The 26,718-nt window shown below is 53.6% G+C and carries 14 protein-coding genes; 8 read left to right on the forward strand and 6 right to left on the reverse strand.

Features of this window, described 5'->3' with window-relative positions; translation table 11 throughout:
- Positions 1-9: 9 nt before the first annotated feature.
- The gene (locus tag ACUY4S_RS12520) at positions 10-9,495 is read right to left on the reverse strand and encodes a hypothetical protein (RefSeq protein ID WP_458022351.1); all 9,486 of its coding nucleotides are present in this window, start codon (positions 9,493-9,495) and stop codon (positions 10-12) included.
- A 417-nt stretch (positions 9,496-9,912) separates the two neighbouring features.
- Between ACUY4S_RS12520 and tehA the strand changes: the two genes are divergently transcribed.
- On the forward strand, positions 9,913-10,866 hold the full coding sequence (gene tehA / locus ACUY4S_RS12525; RefSeq protein ID WP_458022352.1) for a dicarboxylate transporter/tellurite-resistance protein TehA: 954 nt from the start codon (positions 9,913-9,915) through the stop codon (positions 10,864-10,866).
- Between the two features lie 24 nt (positions 10,867-10,890).
- Here tehA and ACUY4S_RS12530 read toward each other — a convergent pair whose 3' ends face one another.
- The 5 genes from ACUY4S_RS12530 to opgC are packed head-to-tail and all read right to left on the reverse strand — an operon-like array spanning position 10,891 to position 14,992.
- Positions 10,891-11,313, reverse strand: a complete 423-nt coding sequence (locus ACUY4S_RS12530) for an ATP-binding protein (protein ID WP_458022418.1) — start codon at positions 11,311-11,313, stop codon at positions 10,891-10,893.
- A gap of 5 nt (positions 11,314-11,318) precedes the next feature.
- The gene (locus ACUY4S_RS12535) at positions 11,319-11,657 is read right to left on the reverse strand and encodes an STAS domain-containing protein (RefSeq protein ID WP_312686310.1); all 339 of its coding nucleotides are present in this window, start codon (positions 11,655-11,657) and stop codon (positions 11,319-11,321) included.
- A gap of 1 nt (position 11,658) precedes the next feature.
- Positions 11,659-12,864: a PP2C family protein-serine/threonine phosphatase gene (locus tag ACUY4S_RS12540; protein WP_458022353.1), complete on the reverse strand. Its 1,206-nt coding sequence runs from the start codon at positions 12,862-12,864 to the stop codon at positions 11,659-11,661.
- An 8-nt stretch (positions 12,865-12,872) separates the two neighbouring features.
- Positions 12,873-13,766: a hypothetical protein gene (locus ACUY4S_RS12545; RefSeq protein WP_458022354.1), complete on the reverse strand. Its 894-nt coding sequence runs from the start codon at positions 13,764-13,766 to the stop codon at positions 12,873-12,875.
- A gap of 11 nt (positions 13,767-13,777) precedes the next feature.
- Positions 13,778-14,992, reverse strand: a complete 1,215-nt coding sequence (opgC, locus tag ACUY4S_RS12550; protein WP_458022419.1) for an OpgC domain-containing protein — start codon at positions 14,990-14,992, stop codon at positions 13,778-13,780.
- A 297-nt stretch (positions 14,993-15,289) separates the two neighbouring features.
- Here opgC and ACUY4S_RS12555 point away from each other — a divergent pair, with 297 nt between their 5' ends.
- Genes ACUY4S_RS12555 through ACUY4S_RS12585 form a run of 7 tightly spaced genes read left to right on the forward strand, consistent with a single transcriptional unit; the run spans position 15,290 to position 26,683 of the window.
- Positions 15,290-17,104, forward strand: coding sequence for a glycosyltransferase family 2 protein (locus ACUY4S_RS12555; RefSeq protein ID WP_312686302.1), 1,815 nt, complete (start codon positions 15,290-15,292; stop codon positions 17,102-17,104).
- The gene (locus ACUY4S_RS12560) at positions 17,101-18,429 is read left to right on the forward strand and encodes a DUF3131 domain-containing protein (protein WP_312686300.1); all 1,329 of its coding nucleotides are present in this window, start codon (positions 17,101-17,103) and stop codon (positions 18,427-18,429) included. The genes ACUY4S_RS12555 and ACUY4S_RS12560 overlap by 4 nt, the downstream gene beginning before the upstream one ends.
- Positions 18,426-19,970 (forward strand): DUF3131 domain-containing protein, encoded by a 1,545-nt coding sequence (locus ACUY4S_RS12565; protein WP_458022355.1) that lies wholly within the window; start codon positions 18,426-18,428, stop codon positions 19,968-19,970. The genes ACUY4S_RS12560 and ACUY4S_RS12565 overlap by 4 nt, the downstream gene beginning before the upstream one ends.
- On the forward strand, positions 19,955-21,361 hold the full coding sequence (locus tag ACUY4S_RS12570) for a DUF3131 domain-containing protein (protein ID WP_458022356.1): 1,407 nt from the start codon (positions 19,955-19,957) through the stop codon (positions 21,359-21,361). Before ACUY4S_RS12565 ends, ACUY4S_RS12570 begins: the two co-directional genes overlap by 16 nt.
- A complete protein-coding gene (locus tag ACUY4S_RS12575; RefSeq protein WP_312686296.1) occupies positions 21,358-21,795 on the forward strand; it encodes a globin family protein in 438 nt (145 codons plus the stop codon). The genes ACUY4S_RS12570 and ACUY4S_RS12575 overlap by 4 nt, the downstream gene beginning before the upstream one ends.
- Entirely contained in the window at positions 21,792-24,485 is a 2,694-nt protein-coding gene (locus ACUY4S_RS12580) for a response regulator (protein ID WP_458022357.1), read from the forward strand. Before ACUY4S_RS12575 ends, ACUY4S_RS12580 begins: the two co-directional genes overlap by 4 nt.
- Complete coding sequence (locus tag ACUY4S_RS12585) at positions 24,482-26,683, forward strand: glycoside hydrolase family 2 protein (protein ID WP_458022358.1); 2,202 nt, start codon at positions 24,482-24,484, stop codon at positions 26,681-26,683. Before ACUY4S_RS12580 ends, ACUY4S_RS12585 begins: the two co-directional genes overlap by 4 nt.
- The last annotated feature ends 35 nt before the right edge of the window (positions 26,684-26,718 follow it).

Here is a 26,718-nt window from a genome sequence, read left to right on the forward strand (position 1 = left end):
AAAATGCATTCATGAAGCACTTCCCGTCCCGCCCAGATATTTATCCAGCAAGTCGGCAGACCAGGCACTCAGCGTGAGAATATCCATACAACGTTCAGCAAAATCTTCAGCATTATTTATCTCACCACTACAGAGATCGTCGAACTCATCACGCGTGGCGTAAAGTCCATTAAGATATGCCGGATACTCCTCCATGAATACGCGCTCATCAATATCACCATTCACAAAATCTGCAACGTTGTTAATCAGGTCGGTAAACGGATCGGCTTCACGCTTAACAATTTTTGATTTAGCTGCCCGGTATCGTGCCAGCAGTTTATTCCAGAAATCGTGATTAAGACTGTTTTGCTCGGCTATTTTTACCCGCTCGGCATGCGACAACTCACCGGGAAGATAGGTTCTGGCACGGTTCAGGATAGAGGGGTTATTGCGTATTTTTTCACTGAAACGAAGCGGATAAGCCACCACTTTTTTGTCCAGTAATGCAGCCAGCGCTTTCCCGGTGGGTAACCGGCCAAAGGCGCCAAAGCAGGATTCAAGATGAATTTCCCGGATGCCTGCCAGCTTGATAGGCGGTTGTTCCCGTAGCGCCATCCCTTTGATCACTTCCGAAAGCTCATTAGCGTCCATATAGTTGACGTTAGACGCCGCGCCATGAAGTCTTATCGTTAATTTGGGCCCTTCGGCAAAGAAGCTCGCATCACGACCAAGTAGCGACGTCATTCGCAAATCGCTTAATGAAAGCTCGCCTGCCTGCACACCAAATTTGCTAAAGAGATCGTCCGGGAACTGGTTTGCCTTGACCAACGCATTCGTGCTTTTTAGTCGTGGATCCAACAACGTAGGGTTGACCATCATAAAGTTCCCCTCGCCAAGGCTGTACATCAGATGATGGGCGGAGAAGGACGTACTGCCTGGATCGCCGAAGATGACCATTTTGCCCTTTGGCAGGGCTGCGAGGTCTGCACTGTTACCCACATTTTCAGAGGCAATGAAGAATTGATTTACCGAACGCGTTATCTCTCCGCCCGTTTGTTGGGAGCTGAACTTCAAAAGAGGTGTTAAATGGGTTCTTAAGGCAATCATCTGCTCAGGGGCAAACTCACCGGATTTCCACAAAAGTTCAGTCGAGGCGTTTAACGCGCTGAGCGTATCCTCCGTTGATGCCATGGCCTGTTCCGCCAGTTCGAAGAGCGTTGCACTCTCGTCTCTGACAATCCCCCTGGGCTCAGCGGCAATAAGCTGTATATCCGCTGCGGTATCTCCGCCTCTGCGTCGAAAGGCGTTTTCCTTAAACTCGCCTAACTGCTCAGCGGTGATGATTTTCTTGCTGTCCCCCAGCGCGGGATCCAACACACTGTTTTTAACACCGGTAAACCGTCCATTTCCAATCCCCACCATAATATGAAAAGGCTGACTACCAGCGTCGGGAAGATGAGGATCAACGGTATTGAACAACAGCAGATCTCCTTGCCGCACTCGCAACAAGTTTTCACTGTTCTCAATAGGCTGTGTGCGGGAAAATAAACTTTGCATACTCACTCTGGTTGTGCCTGAACTGCGCTCACTAACCATCCTTTTAATACCCTTACGCAACTCTTCAGCGGGCCCACGACTCAGTAATTCAGCATTTTCCAGCACATCGACCGCGTAATCCCAGCTCACATCCGAAACAAATGTGTTGAACATGCCACGCCGGGCAGCAGCCCTAACCGCGTTAGGAAAACCCAGTCCCGGAGAAGAGACCGTTTTGCGCACCCCGGCTGCAGCTTCAGCCATATTGACACCAGGGTAATACCAGTTCGGTCGTAAAAGTACCCAGGCATTCGGGATCAGGGAGTTAGGCCCATAGTAAAAGTAATTGCTGTAGGGACCGAAATCTGTGACTGCAGAAGCCCGATCCTTGTAATCGCCGTATTTAATCAGGCTCCGACTGGTGAGGTTGGCATATTTTTGCGCCCACACTTCTTCCGGCAAAATAATTGGCCCATTAAGCTCGTGATATATACCGCCAAATTGAGCAGCCGTAAGATCGAAAACATAATCAGGTCCTCCTTCAACTTTTCTGGCAACAACAACGTAATGGTTTAACGGAGATTTATCGAAACCATTTATAAAAAACGCCATACCTCGATAGCGTATATTCTTAAATTTCTCTTTTATGAGAAATAATGCAACATAGGAAGAAACATATTCACATTTACCCTTAGGATGAGCGATGGATTGTGCAATTTCTCCTACCTCTTTGAGTTTTTCCAGCATATCATCCGCCTTAAACTCCGTGCCACCACTTAGATTTTCCAGTACCTTTTCTTCCTTCAATCCCCGCCTTATTTGCTGGATTTCCATCACTACATTGCTGTTTTCTTGTATGACTTTACCGCCTCCGCGCAGCCCGCCATACGCCTTGTTGATTTTCCATTCTCCCGTTTCAAAGGCCACCGGCTCACCGTAAGCGAAACGCCCTGGATTTTTGGGATCCATTGTACGCCAGGTATTCGCACTATCATCCCACCTCACTTGATAAACATCGCCATCAGCGGCGATATAATACTCTTTACGGCCCGACTCAAAACTGGAGGGGGAATAAACTTCGCCTCCGTTTAGCATCTGTTTTTGCATATCATCGAGTGAAACATCCGCACGGGCATACTTTTTATTAATCCCCCGAACCTGTGCCGCTGGTGTTGCATCGGGGATAAGCAAGCGAAGATTTTTTGATTTATTAAAATGATGAATGGTGAATGTTGAGATCTCTTTTATCGCCAGCGGATCAATAAGGTCGATCAGCGCCGTTATACTGATTTTTGTTATTTTAAGCGCGCTAAAAGCGGCATCTTTAGCGATTTCTTTTATTACATACAACTGTAATATCTTGCCGCTTAAACCGTTTTTTACCCCCTGTCGTAGTAACTCTGTTATTGACTTCATCCGATGAATTACTGTGGCTATTTGTATACCTGCACTCACCGCTACGAAAACCACCCCTACCACATCAATGAGAATGGAATTCAAATCCACTTCATATTCGGGATTGGTCATGGTGTGATAAATTTCATGATAAAAAGGCACCAATACAAAGGCAATTTTTTGCATCAATGATGGTGTGTAAAGTTCTTTGCGACGAGCCTCCGCAGAATTTTTTAATACATCACCAAGGCTGGTATTCAATAACGAAACCACATCATCATCGGGTTGGGTTGCGTTAAGATTTTCGTGATAGATAATGCCATAATTACTTTTTTCCAGAAACGGCGAGGGATAACTCAAACCACTGTCGGGGCTATAAAGCGTCGGTTTTATCAAATGTTCACTCACTGCTGCCCAACGGGCGTTAAAAATCCCCATCCCCATTCCGGCATGTTGTTTAAGAAAGGTATTTGAGTAAAGGTCAAGATATTCATCGAAGCTGAATTTTGCAGTGGGTTTCAGTTCAGAGATTTCTTTCAAAAAAACGTTACTCTGCATTTCTTTAGCGGTAAATATTTTGCTAAAAATCGCACCAGGAAAGAGCGAGAAAAAAATCCATCTGTCATCCTGAAGTTGAATAAAAAGTAATTCCCCCGGCATCCTGTCAGAATCAGTATCGGTGGTTTTCACTTCAAAACGTAGCCTTTTCTTTGTTCTCTTTAGCATGTCGGTAAGCGATAAACCGGAAAAGAGCAAGACATTCCTGGCAAGTTCACTGGCATCATAGGCACTGTATTTTTCTTTATAGACGGTGAACTGCTTATTGTAATCCGTCTGCTCAGCAAAATAGTCACTGCCTAACATATTCGAGAGCGAGGTATAGCCTTCAGGTATTTTATCCACCTGTGTCAAGGGATTAAGACGATAAACATCAGAATAATAATCATCCATTATTTTCGTGATATCCTGACCATGCAGATCGCTGACTTGTTTTTTATTCTTTAAAAGCCAATACAGAGAGGGAGCAAGAAAAGAAGCAATTTCTGCCCCCTCCTGTAATGAGAGGTTATTTTTATATATTTTATCTGCTTGTTCATTTACCCAAACAATATCAGCGTAATTATTAGCAAGCGTATGCTTCTCAACACCAATAAATGTTAAGCGATTCACCATTGAATGAAAGGCGCTTTGCTGCTCAGACATCCTGATGACCAGATCTCTGGCGATCCGTATCGTTTTCAGATCTTCCAGCTCTTTCTCAGTGTATGCTGCTCGCTCTTTTATAACAATACTCACCTCCTGAAGTGCCAGCGTCATAATTGCCTGTTCTGTCGCCAATGAGGTTTTGCTTTTATCGTCAGCACTGAGCAAATCATGACCTAGTGTTTTTTTTGCAAGCGAAAGGCCTTGATCATATATTTTATATTTTTCATTATGGAATAAAATTTTTTTATTATACTCAGAAATTTTACTATCGATATGCGCTGCAGTTTCATCAAGTTGTACTTTCTTTGATAATAATATTTTAAGTTTTTCCCGTACAGCATTGGCAAGTGATAACGTCACACTTCCGTCTGGGGGAATAAATTCATTATCGATGTCATGCATATGTTTTTTTAATTCATTAGAAGCATCAATAATTTCATTATTTAATGTTGAAATTTTTTTATCTATATTGTAACTGTCCAGGGTTTTCTTCTTATTGGCCACATCCTGCGACACCTGCCGGGAATGCCAGGCTGCGTAGATATCCGTTGCATCAATAAGTCCCGTTGAAAATGCATTATAGTAAGTATCCAGCAATGCATTATTCCACTCATTTTTAGACGTAACTGATGGTAGCGGTTCTACATAGCGCATTTGTTGTTGCATACGTGCTATTTTGCTTTTAAGCAATATCACCTCTTTTAGTTTTTCGTTATCGGGTTGGGTATACAGACGAAAAAACTCCTGGTCGATAATCTGCATAAGCAATTGCAACAACATATTCCAGCTAATAAAATCATGCCCGTCGAGTGCCTGAAAGAGTGCAAGACGTGTTTCTTTACCCAGAGTGGTATTGATCATTAATTTTTCGAGAAAATCGCTGATGGCAAGGGGCGTTTCGACCTGACTTTCCCCGGCATATTCCCAGACACCATTATAATTATGTACCACGACATTGGCTGGCTTGCCATTTTTCTTAACAGCAATCACACCAATATTGCCGCCAGACAAAACAAATGGCCACCAGGATTTATTCAAATAAATATAGAGATCGCCATTCGGCTGTCGGTATATTCCACCACTCCCCTCCAGGGATGGATTAAAATCTTTGCTTGTAATATCAATATCCCAGAGCCGGGCCTCTTCCAGTAACCATGCGGATGCGGTGGTATTCTTAGGGCGTTCCCGGGTTCCTTTTGTTGGAGTTTGATCCAGGTCCTCCCATAGCCCTCTGGCGCGATCTTTAAAAATGAAAATCTTTTTCGCTGTGCTGTCATTAGGCTTTTCATAAATCACCCCACTCCCGGCAGGCCCGGAGGACGAATCTGAGTTCTGGATGACTATCGGCCAAAAGTTGGTGGCAACGTAGATGCAGGTTTCGTTACCGGATGCGGTGTTGTAAATCCCTTTTTCTTTTGACGTTATAAAATCACCGAAGGCGGGCTGCCAGGCTTTGCTGGGGTCGAACTCTTTTTCAACACGCTCCTCGATCGCAGGCGAAACAACGGATGCGCCGGGCATGGGCATGGGTCGAAGCGTCGTCGCCATATCCCATTGTTCCTGGCTACGCCTGACATAAGCCCTACCTGCACCATAATTTATCGCCCCAATGTCGTCGCTGACGAAGGTAAATGGCCAGTATTGCCCGTGCAGGAAAATATACAATTTATCGTCCTGATAAATTTCACCCTCCTGGCCCGGCACCATCTGTGTGTACTGAAAGGCTTTATCCGCCTGCCAGGCTCCTGCCAGTTTTGTTAATTGCATGGAGGCTGAAGTTCGCGTAATTTTTTCTGTCGCCTCTGTCGCCTCTGTCGCCTCTGTCGCCTCTGTCGTCACGTCCGCCGTGGACGATTCACTCTCTGATGAATTCAGGAACCATTTCTGCGCTTCAGGCCTGAAAATAATCGATAGCGAGGCATTGCCTTCATCATATAAAGACGGTGTGGCATATAGCCGCGCAGTGATCCCCCGCGGGCTGTTGATATAAAGGTCAATATAACGGTAACTATCGGCAATAAATACATAACGCAGGCCGTTATATAAATACAATTTTTCATCACCGACTTCGGCTTTGTAATCAGCAACAAAACCCTCTGGCGTGCCTGGCGGTGGAAAGATTTCGCGGACTTTTTGTTCCAGCGCCGCATCAATCGCCGATGAGCGCGGTAACGGTGGCCAGCGTTGTTGTTTTTCCTGTTGAGGGGACAATACAGGCGCCTCATCGGCCAGTAACCTGCGTTGACCGGTTCGCGAAGAGAGTGCTGCCTTATCCGGCACAGGCATGTCGATAACGATCTGATCGTGTCTTTGTGCCAGCATGGTGCGCAGCGCCGTTAAGTCTTCTTCTGTCAGGCTCTCCTGTTCAGGGTTTCGCAATACCCACTGTAAATAAGCGGCGCTGGAAATCGCCCCCAATGCCGTCATACCTAGCGGTACAGCATATTGACGCCCCAGCCTTCCGGCGCGCTGCCAGCGCCCGCCCGTTGCCTCAGTCCGTTGCGGCTCGTCGATATCCAGTACGGTTTCTGCTGTCGTTCGGTTCAGTAACCGTGCGGCTGTTTCATGCGAAGGAGCTTCCGGCTCCGCAGGCGTAACCTCTTGCGGTGCAGCGTGATAAGCGGTGCGTGCGCCCTGGTGGTAACTTCGCCAGAACGCATATAACGTGCCCAGCCACCAGATCCCCAGTCCCACGCCCGTGGCAACTTTCGCCACCCGCTGCGTCTCCTCCGAGGCCAGCCAGTCCATATCATGCTCGCTCAAGCGAACAATACCGCCTGCCATCTCAGCCCCCCACCCCGGACTGCCCCCCGGCAGGCCAGCAGCAGGACGCAGATCAATGCGCCAGCGCCCGTCCTCACGAACAATACGTGGCGATCCCCCACTGGCATGCGTTTCACCGGGTTTTATCAGCCGCAATACACCGGGCACAGTATCAGGCTCCACGCGATACATACGTCCCTCATCGCGGATGAACCGTTCTCCGCCGCTAATATAGACATCACCCTCTACCTGCATGCCTTCATGGGACATCCCTGCACTGCTCCAGCTTTCCGGCAATCTGCGCGAGGTCAGCAACCTTGTCTGCGCTGCGCCAGCTACCCCTTGCAGCAGGGTCTCGCTGATCCATGTCTCAATATTTTGTTCCAGTTGTTGCCGTAACTGACGCAGAGCCGGGTGTTCGCTGGCCGCGAGAATATCGGCGACCGCCCCGCTCCATTCCAGCCACGAATGCCCTGTTGGCAGGGTGCGGTCGCCCAGTTCTTCGCGGATAGCCGGCAACAACGGCAATAATGGCAATAACGCAGAGAGTTGGCCGACACCCGGCCACACCCGCCATTCTGGCTCCGCCAGGCGCGCCTGCAAGTGCGCCACTTCCTGCTGCTGCAGGCGTACATCCGGCGTATCGAGGATTTTTTTCACCGACCAGACCAGCGTTAAATTAAGGTAGTTTTGATACCAGGCTTGCAGCTCGGGGTAGTGCTGCATACCGGAGAGAACCCAGCGCAGCGTGTCATCCGGGGTGGTGAGATCGCGCTGGAGCTGGAAAGCATGGATAGTATGAAGTGTGCGCATCGCTTCTGCTGCTGAGGGCGGCATCACTCCGGTCAGGTGGGCGACCAAATCCATCACCAGTACATTGCCCGATAAATCGTCCTGCACCACCTGCAAAAAATTGTGCAGCGTTTCTGCCCATGTGGGTGCCAGCAGGGTACGCTGATACCAGTGAACGCCCAGCCGCCACAGCGGCGCCAGCACCTGGCCGCCTGGCAACCAGCGCAATCCGGCGCCCAGGCCCTGACTTACCGCTTCTGACAACGCGCCGCGGCGAAAAAGACCACTCACCAGCTTACCTAACCGTTGGGACAGGGACTGTTCCGGATTGATAACCTGCAAAAACAGGGCAAACAGTTCGGCGGAAAGATCGCCGCTCAGCTGCGTGGTCAGGGATTTGAGGTAAGGCTCTAAACCTGCCTGCGCCATCAGTTGCCGCAAATCCGGGTTCTGTACCTGCCTGATCAGCCACTGAAGTTGTTCACCTGTTGCGCCCTGCACCGGAAACGTCCCGGCCTGCTGACTCAAATGCAGTGCGCTGGTCAGTGCCTGCCGATATCCTTCCGGCAAAAGGGGCAACACCGTGTCGTGAAATGCAGGCTGCATCAGTATCTGCTGTAGCCAGTTCAGTACCGCCGCCGGGGATGCCGGTTCGGGCCAGGCAGGAAAATTGCTGTCGTGCATAGGTGCGATCACCGCGCGGATCTGCGTTGCCAGCGCGCGCAAAGGTGCCAGCAATTCCGGGGCAAGTGCATCGCTGAGCGCCAGTGTTTGCGCCAGATACGCCTCAAAGCCCTGCGTACTCTCAGTGGAAAACAGACCATCCAGCGCGCCGACAATCAACCGCCCCTGACGCAATAAACCGTCTATGCTGTCACGCATCACCGCAGGCAAAAGCGCAGATATGGCAGAGGTGTTGACCAGATCGGTCAGCGACTGCATCACCTGACGGGCGCGTATTAACATAGAGATATCACTGTCTCCGGGCTGCGCGAGCAAGTCGGCCACCTGGCGCTGCGTCTGGCTGATAACGTCAATGGCGCTCTGCCATTCCGCGGGTAATAACGCCCGCTGGCGTAAAAGCAGTGCGGCAATGCGCGTCAATTTCTCGGTCACCGGTGCGTTGCTGGCGCTGATCTGCGAGGTGGATTCCCATAGCGTTTCCGCCATTTGCCAGTAGCCGGCTGCGCGAATAATGGTGGCGACATTGGCACGCAGTTGTGACACTAACGGGAGCGACTGCAGCAGGTCATGACCAAGAATGTCATGCAACAGGTGTAATCGTTGCGGTAAGGTGCCCTGACGCAGATGGTCTGCGTTTTGCAAAATGAATAACAAATCTTGCGCGGCTTTGCCTTCCACTTGCGGGAGAATATCGGCATAGCGCGTCAACAGATCCGTCAGCTCACGGCCCCCGAAAAGGGTAACGGCATCCTGATAAAAATCGGCAAAACGCAGAATAAACTGTGCACTTTCTCGCGCAGGCTCACGCACCGCCGCGGGTAACAGTGCATCATGATGCAGAACGCCTTCCGCTGTCTGGCGTAACAATGCATCCCAGGAGAGCGCCTGGGCATCGGTACGTAACAGATGTTGCCAAACCTCAGCCGCATCCGCGTAACCTTCAAACACGTTGCTGAAGGTATGGCTGGCGATATTTGCCGTCATCTGCCATAACATTCCCCGAAAGGCGCCCTGCATGTCCGGCACACTTTGGCGAACATCATGATTATCCGGCTGCCATTGTGTCTCAGCGGTATCATAAAGGTTTTCAGCCACATATTGCGTGGTGGCCGTTGCGGAAGAAATGACATATTCAGGCACAATCCCCCCTGTTTATTTGCATCACAGCGCCCGGCCATTTTTATGTGAGTATGCGCGACGTCACCGTAAATAAAATTGTCGGCAAAGAGGAAATCAGACTTTTCACAGCAGAAAGCTGAGCACCAGCGCAGCCGGCGTTCACAGTGGGTTGTTCAGTGCAAACGTTAATTAACAAAAATTTTTAGCAATATTTCTGCGTATTAAAACCCCGAATTGCCGGCAATATTATCGCTACGCAAAAAAGGATGATTTAATAAACAATCGTGGAAAATCACTTTATGTTAAATATTTATTTTCAAGGAGTTAAATCTTAATACGCTCAATTTTCAACAGTAAAAACCCAAACATGCATTTCACATATCCTATATACTCCAACCCGTTTTAAACGGTGTGTTTACCTTTCTCAGGAGTATGGTGATGAAAAAATCACCCTTAAATTTGCCCGCTGGCTATTTTGGCATTGTGCTTGGGATTATTGGGCTCGGTTTCGCCTGGCGCTTTGCCGCCACCATCTGGCCGGTTGGCGTGGTGCCCGCGACCACGCTTATTCTCCTCGCTATTGTGATTTGGGCAGTACTGATGGCCGCTTTTCTGATCCGTCTGCTGCGCCATCGCCACACCTTGCTGGAGGAGATCACTCACCCGCTCAAAAGCAGTTTTGTCAGTCTCGTCCCCGCCACCTCAATGTTAGTGGCAATCGGTATTGTCCCATGGTCTTATGCGCTGGCATTGGGGCTGTTCCTGGTGTCGGTTTGCGTGCAACTCACCTACGCGGCATGGCAAACGGCCGGGTTGTGGCGCGGCTCCCACCCAAAAGAAGCAACCACACCGGGCCTCTATTTGCCTACCGTTGCGAATAACTTTATTAGCGCCATGGCCTGCGGAGCACTGGGGTTTAATGATGTCGGAATGTTATTTCTCGGGGCCGGGATCTTTTCCTGGCTGAGCCTTGAGCCGACAATTTTGAGCCGGCTGCGCAATCTTGGCGAGATGCCGCCGGCGGTAAGAACCTCGCTCGGCATCCAGATGGCCCCTGCCTTTGTCGCCTGCAGTGCCTGGCTGAGCGTTAACGGCGGCGAGATCGATGTGTTTGCCAAATTGCTGTTTGGCTATGGCCTGCTGCAAATGCTGTTTACGATCAGGCTGATCCCCTGGTACAGCGCCCAACCGTTTAACCCCTCGTTCTGGAGTTTCTCTTTCGGCGTGGCTTCACTGGCATCGACCGCTATTAAGCTGGGACATGGCGCACCGGGCGGCGCGTTATACTGGATGTCATTCCCGCTCTTTATTGCTGCCAATCTGGTGATCGCGCTGTTGATGGTCAAAACCGCGCTGTTGCTGGTACAGGGAAAGTTAATCGTTCGCGCCTGAGGGGTTGAACACCCAGGGCGCAGACTATGCGCTCTGGTACTTTTTCACCAGCGTGGTGATATTGCGATCGCCCTCACGCGCCACACTGAAGCGATCGACGCTCTGCAAAATCAACATCAGCCCTCTGCCACTCTCAAGATCCAGCTCTTCATCGCTGCCGATTTTACGTTGCGCCTTATGCAGACTGGCGGCGGGAAACGCCAGGCCTGCGTCCATCAACTCCACCCGTACCCCCTGCTCCTCGCAATGGAAGTTCACGGTAAATGTTAGGCGGTGTTCAGCAGCCAGTGCATGGTGGATAACATTCGCTGCGGCCTCACACACGGCAAGATCGAGCGCAAAGCACCACGTCTCGTCGACCGGTAACAACGCCATATGATCCTGTAACCACGCCGCCAGCGGGCCAAGCGAGTCGGCAGATGCCGGGAGGGTAATTGAAGAGGGCATCACACTTATTTGCTCAGTTCGGCACGGGCCGCATCGCGGTCGGCGCAAATGCGAAAGACCCGATCCATGCGGGTCAGCGTAAACATATTGCGGATGCCCGGTTTCAACGCACACACAATCATTTCGCCTTTGCCATTCATCATTTTCAGTAGCGATACCAGCGTACCCAGGCAGCTACTGTCGATAAAATCGACCTGGGTAAAATCAATAATCAGCGCTTTGTGCTCGTTGGCCATCTCCTGTGACAAGATCTCCCTGAATGTTCCCGCCACGGAGGCATCGAGCCTTCTGACCACGGGCGTCATAATGTTCGCCTCAGGCAACCGTTCGATATCAATATTCATGCTACTCCCCTCTGCGCTCAATAATTAACAGTGACACATCATCCGTCATAGTGCGTTCCCCTTCACGGCCTTCGTTGCGCCACGCTGTCAGATGCTGACCAAAACGCGGCAGCAGATCTTCTACAGCGCACTCGCGTTGTTGTTGTAACCAGTTTTGCAGCCGGTTATCACCAAACTGCTCATCACCCGGCCCTTCGCACTCGGTAATGCCGTCGCTGAACAGGCACAAGCGCTCGTTTTCACGCAGCACAAACGCAGTATCCTCCCACTGCATATTTGCCAGCAGCCCCACCGGCGCGCCGCCGCTGCCGGTTTCGCGGATCGCGCCCTCGGGCGTAACAATAAACGGTGTCGGGTGTCCGGCCTGGCACAAGGTTCCAGAACCATCACGCGGATCAATAACCCCATACACCATAGTGAAATAGCTGACGATATCCGTTTCTTCATTGCAGAACCGGTCATTCAGTATGCTGACCACCCTGGCGGGCGAGGTGACGTTGCCCTGTTCGTCGAACAGGAAGCGCTCCACCACGCGGCCCTGCAAAAACTGGCGAGCCACAGCCAGCGATAACATGGCTGCGCTCACCCCGTGCCCGGCCACATCGACAAAATAGAAACCCAGATGATCGTCGAGCGGAAAAACATGAAAGATATCGCCGGAAACCCACGCCGACGGGAGAAACATCCAGTCGACAAAGTACCCCTGATAATGCAGCTGATGTGCAGGCAGAACCGACAACTGCAAACGCGCCGCAACCTGCATGTCCTGCTCTATCTGCGTCAGCGCCTCGCTGAGTCGCAAATTGTGCGCCGCCAGGCTGGCTTCCAGCGCCAGGATCCGCGCCCCGGCATGCAAGCGCGCGCGCAGTTCGCTCTGGTTCACTGGTTTACTGAGGAAGTCATCTACCCCGGCATCAAACCCTGCGGTAATGTCGTCAGCGCTTTCTCGCGCCGTCAGCAGGATCAGGTAAACATAGTGACCGTATTCAATGTCGCGGATCGCCCGGCACAGCGCCAGCCCATCCATCACCGGCATTTCCCAGTCGCTGATCACCATGCTGACGGGCGTATGCGTCATGATGGCAAGGGCATCTTCGCCATTCTCCGCTTCGCTCACCCGGTATCCCCACTGCGAAAGCAGGTTCACCAGTAAACGGCGGTAGACCAGCGAATCATCCACGATCAGTACGTGTTTTTGCTCCGGCATGATGGCTCCTAAAGCGGTAAAAACCAGATCACACTGACAGTCCCTTCACGGAATTTGGCGTTTCCGCCCCCGTGCCCCGGATATCGCGTCCCGGCATAGTTGCTGTACTGCACCGAAAACGAACCGGGTTTGTAGGTGGCATAACCAAAACTGTAGCTAAAGTCGCCATTCCACGGTTGCTGCTGACTGCTGTCCGGGAACCAGAATGCCGTAGCCCGGACGAAAAAATGCTGTTTCAGGGTGTAGCCACAGCCACCGAGCATGACATTTTTGTTTTCGCGCACGCTGTCGCTGTGCAGATCGTAATAACGCGGCACCCAGCTGTAGCCCAGCTGACAGGTGAGCGCATCGTCTTTATTGATCAGCAGCTTTTTCTCCAGCGGCGTCGGCAGCGAAAACTTATACGCCAGCGTTACCGCGCCCTGCTCAAAGTAGGTGTGGCGTTTATTACCCGTGGTCCAGATATGGTTATCGCCGTAGTTACCGTAAACCAGGCTAAACGTGTTGGGATGCCAGTCGTCATAGCCAAAGCTGTAACGAAAATCGGTGGTATAGCGGCTGGTGTCCCTCATCGGCAGCCGTGTGATCACATTGGCGAACCAGAAGCTGTACGGGGAGTATTGCAGGCTCAGATTGAGTGTCTGGTTATATTTCTTTTTCTGCGAAGCCGATTCTGAACTGTTCGGAATGGTGACGAGCTGCTGTTTCAGCCCCGAGTTAAAGCTCACTGTGCCGGTAAATTTTTTGTTGTTCCCGGCAAAGAGTCGCCCCCAACGGCTGTTCATCCCTCCTGCCGGGATCTGTTCCGCACTGTCATGCTGTGCAACATCACTGGGCTGATCTTTCCCCCAGGCCGGCGTCAGCAAGAGCACCATCGACGCCAGTAACACTTTTTCCCGCATTGCGTATTCCCTCAATTGGGTATCCAGCGCCCGGCGACATTATATTTTGCCATTAGCCATAACACCCCCAGTGCCGCTGCATGAATCAGGGTGTTGGTCAGCCATGCCTGGCGCCATAAATCGAAGGTGACAAACTGGCTGACGATCAGCACCACGTACACATGCAAAATAAAGGTATAAAGCGAGTGCTGGCCCAGCGGAATAAAGAACCACCCCGCAGCACGGTAAAGGGGCGTCCAGCAGCGGGTCAGCACCAGGTAGACGGTCACCATCAGGCTGATATCGTTCAGCACCCTCACCGGCCCAAGGCCATTTTTTGCCGCCCAGGTGTGATAGAAGGCATTAAAATGTTCCGGGGTGATCACCTGCAGCAAAAATACCGGCGGGATAAACGGGTTCGTGTGATTCTGCGCAACAAAGCCCAGCACCAGCGCCACGATCACCAGTGCCGCCACCAGGCATTTACCCGGCCCGGTGCGCGCCAGCGACAGCAACTCCTCTTTGTACCAGCCACAGCTCATGCCTATTACATAGATAAACTGCCAGGCCATTAACGGGAAGGCGAATTCAAACTCGGAGACCGTAACGCGCAGCGGCCAGATTTGCCACGCGCAATACACCGCCAGCGAGGCGGCAAGTAACCAAATAATTTTGCCCTTCATCAACAGGCCAAGAAACAGCGGGCTGAGCAACAGAAGGAAAATATATAGTCCGAGGATCTGCGTCTGATGTGGGCCAATCTGCAAAAAGAGCACGATATTAAACCATGTCTCACGAATTTGCGGGCTTGTGGGAAATAAAGACCATGCGTTACCAGAATAACGGTCGGTAAAATGCGTAACTTCAAAAGTGTTAATAAAATGGAGGTGTGACAGCAACAAAATTGAAAGTATGATGATGATATTAACCTGATATATTTTCCAGGCGCGTCGCCATAATCCCCATGAAATCGTCAATAACACCGCTTTCTGTAATCGGTTGCGGTTCAGCATGCCGATCATAAACCCGGAAAGAATCACAAAGCCTTCGGCCCCGGTGGTTAAGCCAAAACGCTCCCAGGTAAATATATTCAATACGGACATAATTTCCGTATGTGCGACCACCATCATCACCAGAGCCACCCCACGCATCATATCAATACGCAGATCGCGGCGGTCGACTGAGACATAGTGCCACGTTGTTTTTTCTCGGGTTTCTGGCACAACAGCAGGCGCAGACTGGCTTATCTCCATAGCGTAACGTTGCCCTGAAAAGCGTTGATGAGGTTTATATTTTAATAGCTTAGTTCAGCCCGTTCGGCAAAGAGAAAGGACGCTATAGCACTATAAAAATATATTCTTAAGCCATATGCAGCGTTTTTTCACCTTCACTTAAAGGAAAGTGTAGTCATTCTTGAAAGTTACAAGCGGGGTTCTACAATGACTTTAAAAGGTTTTTTTCGGCTATCAGAACTTCCCTGGCTTTATCTTTACAGCGCCTATTATTCGAATGTGAATAATTAACAGATCAGGATATCTGCCGTTATGGGTTTTTATTTTTCGAAATTTGAAGATCGTCGACCGCCGGAACCACTGACCACGCCACGCTGGGTGAAAATAACGTGGCAAATATTGGCTATTGCCGCGCTGGTACTCGGCGCAAACTATATTCGCTGGCGCTGGACAGAATCGCTGAATATGGATGCGTTATGGTATGCCATTCCGTTGATCGTTGCAGAAACACTGGCCTGGATTGGCACGGTGCTGTTTACCATCAATCTCTGGCAGGATAAAGACCCGCCGCAAAAAGCCCCGCCTGCTGATATTAACGACTGCCACCACGCGGAAGACGCCGTTGAGTCGAGGCCCGTGAAAGTCGACCTGTTTATTGCGACTTACTCCGAAGATGTGGAACTGGTCCGTTTGTCGATCCGCGATGCGCTGAAAATGGCTTATCCCTGCCCGCTGGATTACCGCATTCATGTGCTGGACGATGGACGGCGGCCCGAAATGAAAGCCGTCTGTGAGGAGGAAGGCGTTAACTACATCACCCGGCAAAACAATATGGGTTACAAAGCCGGAAACCTGCGTAATGGCCTGGAACAGACCGACGGCGACTTTGTGGTGATTTGCGATGCCGATACCCGTGTTTTTCCGACGCTGTTAAGCCACACACTGGGCTATTTTCGCGATCCGGATGTTGCCTGGGTGCAAACCCCGCAGTGGTTTTTCGATTTACCGGAAGGCGAACGCCTGCCGCGCTGGCTGGCAAGAAAAACCGGGAAAGCCGGTTTCGGGCTGGGCTGGGTGCTGGAAAAGGTCTGCGGCCCGGTGACCATCGGGCGTGATCCCTTTTTCAACGATCCGCGCATGTTTTACGATGTGATCCTGCGTCGTCGCAACTGGGCGAATGCGGCCTTTTGCTGCGGCGCCGCGTCTATTCATCGCCGCGAAGCCGTGATGCAGGCCGCGTTACGCAGCTATGTGTGGAATGTGGATGCCGAGATCGAACGCCATACCCGTGATATCCGTGACCCCGGCATGCGTGAAGCCCTGCAGGATGCGATGCGCCCACATGTGCTCTACGACACCGAGCTAACGCCGTATAAATTCCACGTATCTGAAGATATCTACACGTCGATTGTGCTGCACGGGGACGATGCGCGCCGCTGGCGTTCAGTGATGCATCCCCGTATTGAGTCCAAGATGTTATCGCCGCAGGATATGCTGACCTGGATGATCCAGCGGTTTAAGTATGCCGCCGGATCGCTGGATATTCTGTTCCATGACAACATCTTTTCCCGTCGCCGTTTTAAACTCTCACTGCCACAGACGCTGATGTATGCCACGACTTTCTGGTCCTATCTCGCCTGTGTCTGGAACACCGTCTTCCTGATCTCGCCAATCATTTACCTGTTTACCGGCATTCCGCCGGTGTCTGCGTGGTCAACGCCGTTTTACCTGCATTTTTTACCGTTTTTTATCGTCTCTGAGCTGGCGTTTATGTTTGGCACCTGGGGAATATCCGCCTGGGATGGACGGGCCTCTTACCTTGCTTTCTTCTCAATGAATTTGCGGGCGCTGGATACGGTGCTGCGTGGCGAGCAGATCAAGTTCCATGTCACGCCCAAGGAGCGGCAAACGGGTCGTTTTCTTTACCTGGTTAAACCGCAAATTGCCATTGTCGCGCTGACGCTGCTCGGCCTGCTGTGGGGCGGCATTCAGGTCGCGCGTGGACAGGTGGATGATCCCTCTGGCTATGTGATCAATATTTTCTGGGGCGGCGTGAACATCGCCGCCATGCTCCCGCTGATCCTCGCGGCCATGTGGACACCGCCTGATGAGGAGTCGCCGCAATGAAAATGCGCGATGCATTACTGAATGCCCGCAGCTATATCACCATCCTGCTCGGTTTTTTACTGGGCTTCGCCATTGTGGTGTGGGTAGAGCGCCAGATGCCGACCCGGGTGGAGAGCAGCACAGGGATGGTGCTGAGCAAAGCGTTTCCGCCGCTGCCCGCGCCACGGGAATTAACATTTAATGAAGCCGTCTGGGCGCGCGTCGCCTGGCAGTATTACGTGAATAACACCCAGCCTAATGGCCTGGCCAATGCGCGTGATGGTGAACCCTGGTTCAGTTTGTGGAGCACCGGCAGTTACCTTTTCGCCGCCATGGCTGCCCGGCAACTGGACATTATCACCGTTGATGAGTTTGACGAACGCGTGACCGCCGCGCTGTTCAGCCTCGGGCGATTACCGCTTAACCCGCAGGGCATCCCGGCCAGTTATTACCACGCAGATACGTTAAAAATCCTCGGGCACGCTGACAGCTCCGCCATCGGCATGGGCAGGTTGTTGATGGCACTGCAAAACCTGTTATGGCGCTACCCGCAGCACAGCGCTGAAATTCGCGATCTGTTCACCCTCTGGAACGCCAGCGCGCTGGTAACAAGCGGAGAAACCACGCGCGCCTCATTGCCGGTGCATCACTGGACGCTTGCCACCGACGAACCGCGAAACAGCTACGGTTACCGACTCTACGCCAGCAATACGCTGCGCCTGATTGGTGGCGAAGCGGGACTGGCGGTCACCAATCCCCCGGAAGGCCAGACGATGATCGATATCGACGGCATTATGGTTCCTGACGAAGGGTTACGCACCCCGTGGGGACGACAGCCGTCGCTCATCAGCCTGCCGTATCTGCTTACCGGGCTGGAGACGGGTTTTGATGCGCAAAGCGGTGAAATTGCCTGGCGCATTATGCAGATCCAGCAGCGTCGCAATAGCCTGCGCGTACGCAAACCGCCGATCAGTACCGATTACGCTGAACCCGCACCGGATTACGTGAACACTCTGCCGGACAGCCAGCCAGAGAACCGCCCCGGCAGCAGTACCGCGCCGCCGGAACAGAGCGCCATCACCTCCACGCGCTCAGCATTTGCCTGGTATGCCCTGTTTCGCAACCCGTGGAGTGAAGCCCTGCGTGAACAGGTGGTCACGCTTCAGGTTCCCGGTAAGGGATGGCAGCGCGGCCTCAACCTCAATAACAGTGTGAATAACGTAATCGATGCGGATACCAACGCCGTCGTTCTGGAGAGTCTTTCGTTTATCGCGCACGGGCAGATGCTGTGCCTTGGCTGTATGACTGGCCCTGTCCGCACAACCCCAGCAGGAGCAACACCATGAAGTTGAAATGTTTGACGCTTTTTCGCCGCTGGGCTGGCATTGTCGCGCTCTGGCTGGTGGTAACCGGCGCACAGGCCGCATCAGGATTGCCAGCATCTGACTATCCGGCTCGTCACGGGGATCTGACGAAACAGGAGATGCAGATCGCGAAAAACGCGTGGCAGTACTTTGTCGCCAACTATCAACCCACTACCGGGCTGGTGAATGCGGTGAACAAATACCCCTCCACTACAATGTGGGACAGCGCCTCTTATCTGGCGGCGCTGACGGCGGCGCGGGAACTGGGTATCATCGATAAAGCCGAATTTGATCGGCGGTTCATTAAGTTTCTTGCCACTCTCAATACCATTCAGTTATTCCGCAATGAGCTGCCAAACAAAGCCTATAACACCATTACGGCACAGAAAGTGGACTACCTGAACAAACCCGGCGAGATTGGCTACTCGGCGCTGGATATTGGCCGTATGCTGATGTGGCTGAAAATCATCAAAGAACGCTACCCGGAATATGGCAACGGCATTGATAACGTGGTGCTGCGCTGGGATTTCAGCCATGTGATTGACGGGTGCGGCACGCTGTATGGTTCCTACCTGGAAAACGGTCAGCCGAAATATGTGCAGGAAGGACGACTGGGTTACGAAGAATATGCCTCGGCAGGGTACCAGTTATGGGGGTTCAACACCTGCCAGGCCAGCCGCCCGCAACCCTATGACCTGGCAGATATTTACTGCGTGCTGGTGCCCTATGACTCACGCGACTCGCGCAAAACCTTCCAGCATAACTATGTAGTGACCGAATCCTACCTGCTGTACGGGCTGGAAATGGGTTTTGACAAAGCCAGCGACCACAGCAATGACAATAACTTCTCGCACCCGTGGATGAAAAACTTCGCCGACAGGGTCTATCAGGCGCAGGAGAACCGCTACACCATTACCGGTGTGCTCACCGCCCGCTCTGAGCATCAGCTCGATAAAGCCCCTTACTTTGTCTATGACACCGTATTCAGCGACGGCTTTAACTGGAACACCATTACCGATAAAGGCCAGTACGTACCGGAAACGTCTGCAGTCTCACTGAAAGCGGCGCTGGGAATGTGGGTGCTGTGGGACTCGCCCTACACCGATCGCCTGCTAAAAGCCATCGAGAACGCCAACGAAGAAGGCAAAGGCTACTACGAGGGGCTGTACGAAAACGGCAGCGGGCCAATTAAAGAGTTCACCGCCAATAATAACGGCATCATGCTGGAAGCCCTGATGTTTAAAAAACAGGGCAAACTGCTGCGCTTTAACACCGAAAACCCGAAAGACACCGCGTTTGCGCCATCGTTATGGGAGAAAAAGCTGGTCGATCTGTTTGAAGAGAACAACACCAAACGCAACCGCCCTTTCCTCGCTGCAACGCCCGGGGTGAAAAGCTGGTGTGAGCAGACCGGCACCGCGCTGCGTACCCCATCAAGTTGCCAGGCATGCCAGTGCGCATCCTGTAAAGAAGATGAGCCTGTGAAATTACCTGCGGTGGCGGCCTCATGCTTAAAACAGTAAGTCGCAAAGGGGGGGTTGCGCTGCTGTGCCTTTTCATCGCAGCGCTGACGCTGTTTGCGCTGTGGCGAAATGATGGCGCGGGCTGGCGCTGGCTAACCAAAGGTGGGTGGAACACCACTGCGCGTATTACGCCCCTGACGCCGCAGGAGCGTGAATGGGCGCAAGTTGCCTGGCGCTATTTCGTTAATAATACCCAGCCGCAAACCGGGCTGGTTAACGGCAGCGACACGCAGCCCCGTGCCACGCTATGGCAAATGGGCGATACGCTGATTGCCCTGCTGGCGGCACGGGAACTGGCGCTTATCGACGAGGAAACGTTCGATCACCGCCTGACGCAGATCCTCGGCACGCTGAACCGGCTGGCGCTCTCCGACACCCGCACGCCAGGCCGCCTCTACTCCACGCAGAATGCCACGCTGGTGGATTTTGCCGGCAATCCACAACGCAACGGCTGGTCAGCACGGGATATGGCGCGACTGCTGTTGGCGTTAAGACTGGTCAGCGAATGGGCGCCGCAGTATCAGGAGTATCTCGACAAGATTGTGCTGCGCTGGAATTTTTGCCCGGTGATCGATACGCACGGCGAACTGTGGTCCTCCTCCCTCCAGAATGGCGCCCCGGTGCTGCGCGAAGAGTTAAGACTGGGCGAAAGTGAATATGCGGCCAGCGCCTTTCGTTTGTGGGGCTTTGCGCCGGAAAAAGCGTTCGCACCGCCCTCGCGCAATGTCATTATTTACCGTCGCGCGCTGGCAGTCGACGCCCGCGACCCGCGCACCACCTGGCAACCTTCCACCCTCTCCACCCTGCCTTACATGCTGCCGGGGCTGGAGTTTGGCTGGCAACTGCCAGGGGTGGAGAGCGAGGTCCGCAATGCGATCCGTGATCGCGCCAGGCTGGTATGGCAAACCCAGCAAACCCGCTGGGAGCAGGAGAAAGTCCTCACTGCGCGCGCCGATTATGCCCTGACACAGGCCCCATGGCATGTTGAAGACACCGTTTGGGGCAACGGTTACGCCTGGAACACACTCGGCGCGGACGGCAAGTACTATCCACGGCTGGCGCAGGTTTCCACCAAAGCGGTGTTTGCTCTGTGGGTGCTGTGGGATGATCCCTTTACCGACGCCCTGATGCGGGTAACACAACGTGCGAACGATCCACAACACGGCTGGTACGAAGGCCGGGTCGAAGCCACTGGCGATGTTAACCGCACAGTGACCCTGTCCACCAACGCGATGATCCTCGAAACGCTGTTCTACAAGGCTCATGGCGGCCCACTGTTTCAACACGGGATTATCGAAAACGACAGCTACTTCACCCTGCGGGCAACCGATGTCTTCAACGCACCGGGACTCTGCTTACCCGGCGAACCCCGGATGGAGAAGAAAAAATGAAATTTTATCGCGATCTCTTTGAGGCCAGCCTGAGCCGGGTTTTCCCTCAGGATGATAAGAAGCCGTTTTTTAACGCCTTTTATCAGGCATTCGTCACCATGTCGCCGGAAACCGAGCGCCATTTCTTACTCGGCAACGCCGAACAGGGTCGCCAGCTCATCTTTAAAAGTTTTTTTGCCATGCTGGCCGTCGATGGCTCGCTATTTGTCCCCGATTTTCTGGAAAAACTGGCACGCGACCAAAGCGACAGCGGCTTGCACCTGCCGCCCCGCTTCTTTGCCCTCTGGCGGCAGGCCATGCTCGACACGGTACGGCAGCGCGACCCACAGTGCGATGAGGAGATCCTTACCGCCTGGGCAATGGCTATCGCCCCCGGGCTGGAGTATCTGCGACGGCAGGCGGAATTGCACTATCAGGCCGGGGCACAATCATGACCTCCGCCTCCCGGATCGACATCAACCTGCTCCCCGTCGCGGTGATGCTGTATGACGCCGACGAAAAACTGGTGGCATGGAATGAGAAAATCGCCGCGTTTTACCCGGCGATAGCGCCACATTTACGCTCCGGCACCACCCTGGAGGCGCTGGCGGGACACTTTATCGATAGCGCGTTCAATACTGAACCGGCGCGACGCCAGGCGCTGAAAGAGACGGTGCTCGGTAACTGCCGGCTCGACAATCACTACGAAGTCCGGGTCACCGGGGAGCAGCGACTGTTTGTTCAGCACCGCCGACTGCCCGATGGCGGCATTATCAGCCTGCACACGGATATTTCACACTTTGATATGGCGCAGCGCTCGCGCCAGGATCTGCACGCCGATTTTTTACTGGCTGCCGAATCCATTCATATTGGTATCTGGGACTGGCAGGTCTCACCGGATCTTTTACAAGTCAGCGACACGCTATTATCGCTGGTGGGCCAGCCACGTGAAAACTGGCAATACAGCGCCAGCAGCATGTTGCAACGGGTGCACCCCGACGATCGCCCCAGGCTAATGAAGGCCGTCCTGCGCTCACGGGCGCACCATTTCCCGGTGTTTGAGTGTGAAATCCGTATTCGCCATCCACAGGATGCGTGGCGCTGGATGCTGTTATCCGGCCAGGTGACGACCCTGAGTCTGAACGGTGCAATGGAACGGGTTATTGGCACCTTGCAGGACATTAACCGCCGCAAAGAAGCCGAACTGATAGCCATTGAAGCCGCGAATGCCGCTCGCCAGGCCAATGAGGCGAAAAGCGCGTTCCTGGCGAATATGAGCCATGAGATCCGCACGCCCATGAACGGCATACTGGGCATGACGCAACTCTGCCTTGAAACGCAACTCAATACCGAACAGCGCGAATACCTGACGCTGGTAATGAGTTCCGCCCAGGCTCTGCTGCACATCATTAATGACATTCTCGACTTTTCAAAAATTGAAGCCGGGAAAATCCTCCTCAATGACGAAGCGCTGGAGATCCGCCCTTTTATTCAGTCATTGATCCGCCCGCATATGCCTGCCGCCAGCGAGAAAGGGGTTGAACTGCTGGTCGATATTGCCCCCACGTTACCGGACGTCGTGCGGGTGGATAGCATCCGTTTGCGCCAGATCCTCACCAACCTGATCAGCAATGCGCTGAAATTTACTCACCAGGGTGAAGTGTTGCTTAGCATCGACCCCACAGACGCAGGCCGGAGCTGGCGTTTTCGGGTACGCGACAGCGGTATTGGTATTCCGCCGGAGAAACAAAAACTGATTTTCGAAGCCTTCAGCCAGGCAGACAGCTCCACCACGCGCCGTTACGGTGGAACCGGGCTGGGGCTGACCATCTCCTCCAGACTGGTGGCGATGATGGGCGGCAACCTGACCGTTAGCAGCACGCCGGGTGCCGGGAGCGAGTTTGCTTTCACTCTGCCGCTGGAAGGCTTACCTGAAAACGAGATGACGGCTACAGAAGCGCTGAAATTTCACGGGGAGCGGGTGTTAGTCGTTGATGACAACGGCACCAATCTGCGTTTGCTGGAGGCCAAGCTGACCAGCATGGGCCTGACGCCCGTTTGTATTAATAAACCGCTGGAAGCGCTGGCGCTGGCGGCGCAAAGCCCGCCTTTCCCGCTCATTCTGCTGGATGCGCAAATGCCGGATATGGATGGCATCTCGTTGGCGCTGGAGCTGTCAGTGCTACCCGAAGCCAGCCATAGCCGCATTATCATGCTCAGTTCGATGAACCGCCACTTCGACAGAAATATGCTCAAGCGTATTGGCATTTCTCACTACCTGCACAAGCCGGTGGATCACAGTGAGTTACACCAGGCCATCGCGTCGTTGCTGCACCCGGTCGTCTCCGTACCTGCTGCCCGCACGGTTATCGACACGCCTGCTTACCCCAGCGTGCCGCATCAGGCGCTGCGCATTTTGCTGGCGGAAGACAACCTGGTAAACCAGAAACTGGCGAACCGGTTGCTGGAACAGCTCGGCCACCATTGTCATATCGTCGATGACGGCAGCGCCGCGCTCGCCTGCTGGCATGAAAGCCACTGGGATATGATCCTGATGGATCTGCAAATGCCAGGCATGGACGGTGAAACCGCCATTCGCCTGCTGCGCGACGAGGAACACCAGCGCGGCTTAACACCGCAACGGGTCGTGGCGATGACCGCCCATGCCATGCAGGGTGACAAAGAGCGCTGCCTGGCGCTGGGTTTTGATGGCTATATCGCAAAACCCGTCACCCGCGACGCGCTGGCCGCCGAATTGAACCGCGTTGCCGGTGAGCCCCCAGCCCCGCCTGCGGATTTGATTGATGGGCTACCGGAGGAGACCGCGCTGTTACAGCAACTGGGCGGCGATCAGCAATTTATGAACGAACTGCTCACCATTTTTGGCAGCGGGCTGTTGAGTCTCTCGCAGTGTATTGAGCAGGCGGTCAGCAGCCGGGATCGCGAAGCCCTGCGCCGCGACGCGCATAAACTGCGGGGCGAAGCGATTGCGCTGGGGTTTACCCGCCTGAGTGAAGTGCTGCAGGAACTGGAAACGCAGGCGCAGAGTCTGGATGAACAGGCACTCGCCACTCTGTTAAGCCAGTTTCTACAGGAGCGCCAGCGTGCAGCCGGCTGGCTGCAACATCGGGAGGATATCTCATGAAAGGTTACGTTGTCACGTTGTTATTCGCCTTTTCGGCCCTTGCCGGGGCGACACCCACGCCGGTGAGCTGGTCACTGGCTGGCAACTGGCGGGTGCATGACGCCAACGATGGCACGTTTAATGGCGACACGGACCGCACCACCGACTGGCGCACGCTTGCCGTTCCGGCCAACTGGTACAGCGCCGGGTATGATCACCAGGGGGCAATGTGGTATCGCCATGAATTCACCCTGCCCGCGCTTGAAGCAGATACGCTGGCAACGCTGGTGTTTGATGGGGTGGATTATTACGCCGACGTTTCCCTGAATGGTCAGCACCTGACACGCCACGAAGGGTATTTCCAGCGCTTCGCGGTCGATGTTACGGACAGCGTGCGTCACCGTAACCATCTGGCTGTGCGCGTCGACAGCCCGTTTGAAGATCCGAAAACCCTCTGGCCTTTGCATAAGGCCCTGATAAAAGGTGTGCTTAACCAGCATGATACCCGGCCGGGCGGCGCATGGTCGCCACAGGGCCAGGATGCGAACTCTGGCGGCATCTGGGCACCGGTGCGCCTGCATCTGAGCCGGGGTGCGGTCATCGATGAAGTGATTTTGCGCCCGGACTGGCAAAACGGGCTGCAAAAACCGGCGTTACGTGCCGAAATCCGCTACCGGACAAAAAGCACCCGTCCCGCCACGCTGCGGCTGAAAGCCGATCCCGCGAATTTCTACGGGCAATCATACCAACTTGAACAGCCCGTGACGCTGGAAGCCAGTAATGGCAAAACCCAGAGCCTCACGGTCACGCTGCCCATGGACGGCGCCAGACTCTGGTGGCCGGCAAGCCTAGGTAAGGCAAATTTATACCAGGTGCGTGCCCGGCTGACCGACAACGAAGGCGTGATGGACAGTGCCACCCGCCGCACCGGGCTGCGCAAAGTGGATGAGCAGCCGGACAACAAGGGCTGGCTAATCAACGATAAGCGGCTGTTTATTAAAGGCACTAATTACATTGGCTCCCCATGGCTCAGCAGCATGACGGCCGAGAAATACCGCCGCGACCTGCGTCTGGTGCTGGCCATGAACGCGAATGCGATCCGCGTTCATGGCCATGTGGCGAACCGTGAACTCTACCAGGTCGCCGATGAGCTGGGACTGATGCTGTGGCAGGATGTGCCATTGCAATGGGGCTATGATGACAGCGCCGCCTTTACCGACAACGCGGTGCGGCAAACCCGCGAAATGGTAGAACAGTTCGGCAATGCGCCCTCCATTATTGTGTGGGGTGGGCATAACGAACCCCCGTGGAACTCACCGTGGATGGAGAAGCGTTTCCCCGACTGGCATAAGGGGTTGAATCGAACGCTGACGGAACGGGTAGCGGATACGCTTGCAGAAGACAATACGCGGATCGTTCATCGTTTTTCTGCGGTGGAAGAGCATTACTGGCAGGGCTGGTATTTTGGCGTCATGCGTGACCTGCTGGCACCGGCGAAAACCGGCATCATTACGGAATTCGGCGCGCAGGCGCTTCCGCAACTCGCCACGCTTGAAAAAATCATTCCACCTGCGTCACGCTGGCCCGCGACCACCGCGGCCGACGATCCCGGCTGGGTTATCTGGAAGTACCATAATTTTCAGCCTTTCCAGACGTTTAAGTTCGCCCATATCCCGCGCGGCAATACAATGGAAGAGTTTATTCACAATACTCAGCACTACCAGGCACAACTGGTGGCAATGGCGGCAGAGAGTTACCGTCGCCAGCGTTACCAGCCGGTCACCGCCTTGTTCCAGTTTATGTTTGTTGAAACCTGGCCTTCCATCAACTGGGGGGTAGTGGATTACCTGCGCCAGCCAAAAGAAGGCTACTACGCCCTGCAAAAGGCCTATCAGCCGTTGCTCCCCTCAATTGAACCTGTGAGCGCTGAGTGGCGAAGCGGGCAACCCGCGACCCTGCGCCTGTGGGCAATTAACGACACCGAAACCCCCTGCACCGACTGCACGCTGAAATGGCAGGTTACGCAGCAGGATCAGACGCTGGTGGCGGAGCAAAAGCAGCTTACCGTGGAGGCTGACAGTGGGGTAACGGTCGCCGAGGTGTCCGCCACGCCCCAGGGGACAGGAGACGTTGAAGTGACCTATCAGATTATCGACGCGCAAGGGAAAGTACGCGGAGAAAATACGTGGCAAACCCCGGTGGTCACCCCGCAACAGTGACAGGCAACGCGCCAGGCCACCAGGCCTGGCGCGCC

This window comes from Kosakonia beeri (assembly GCF_054165705.1).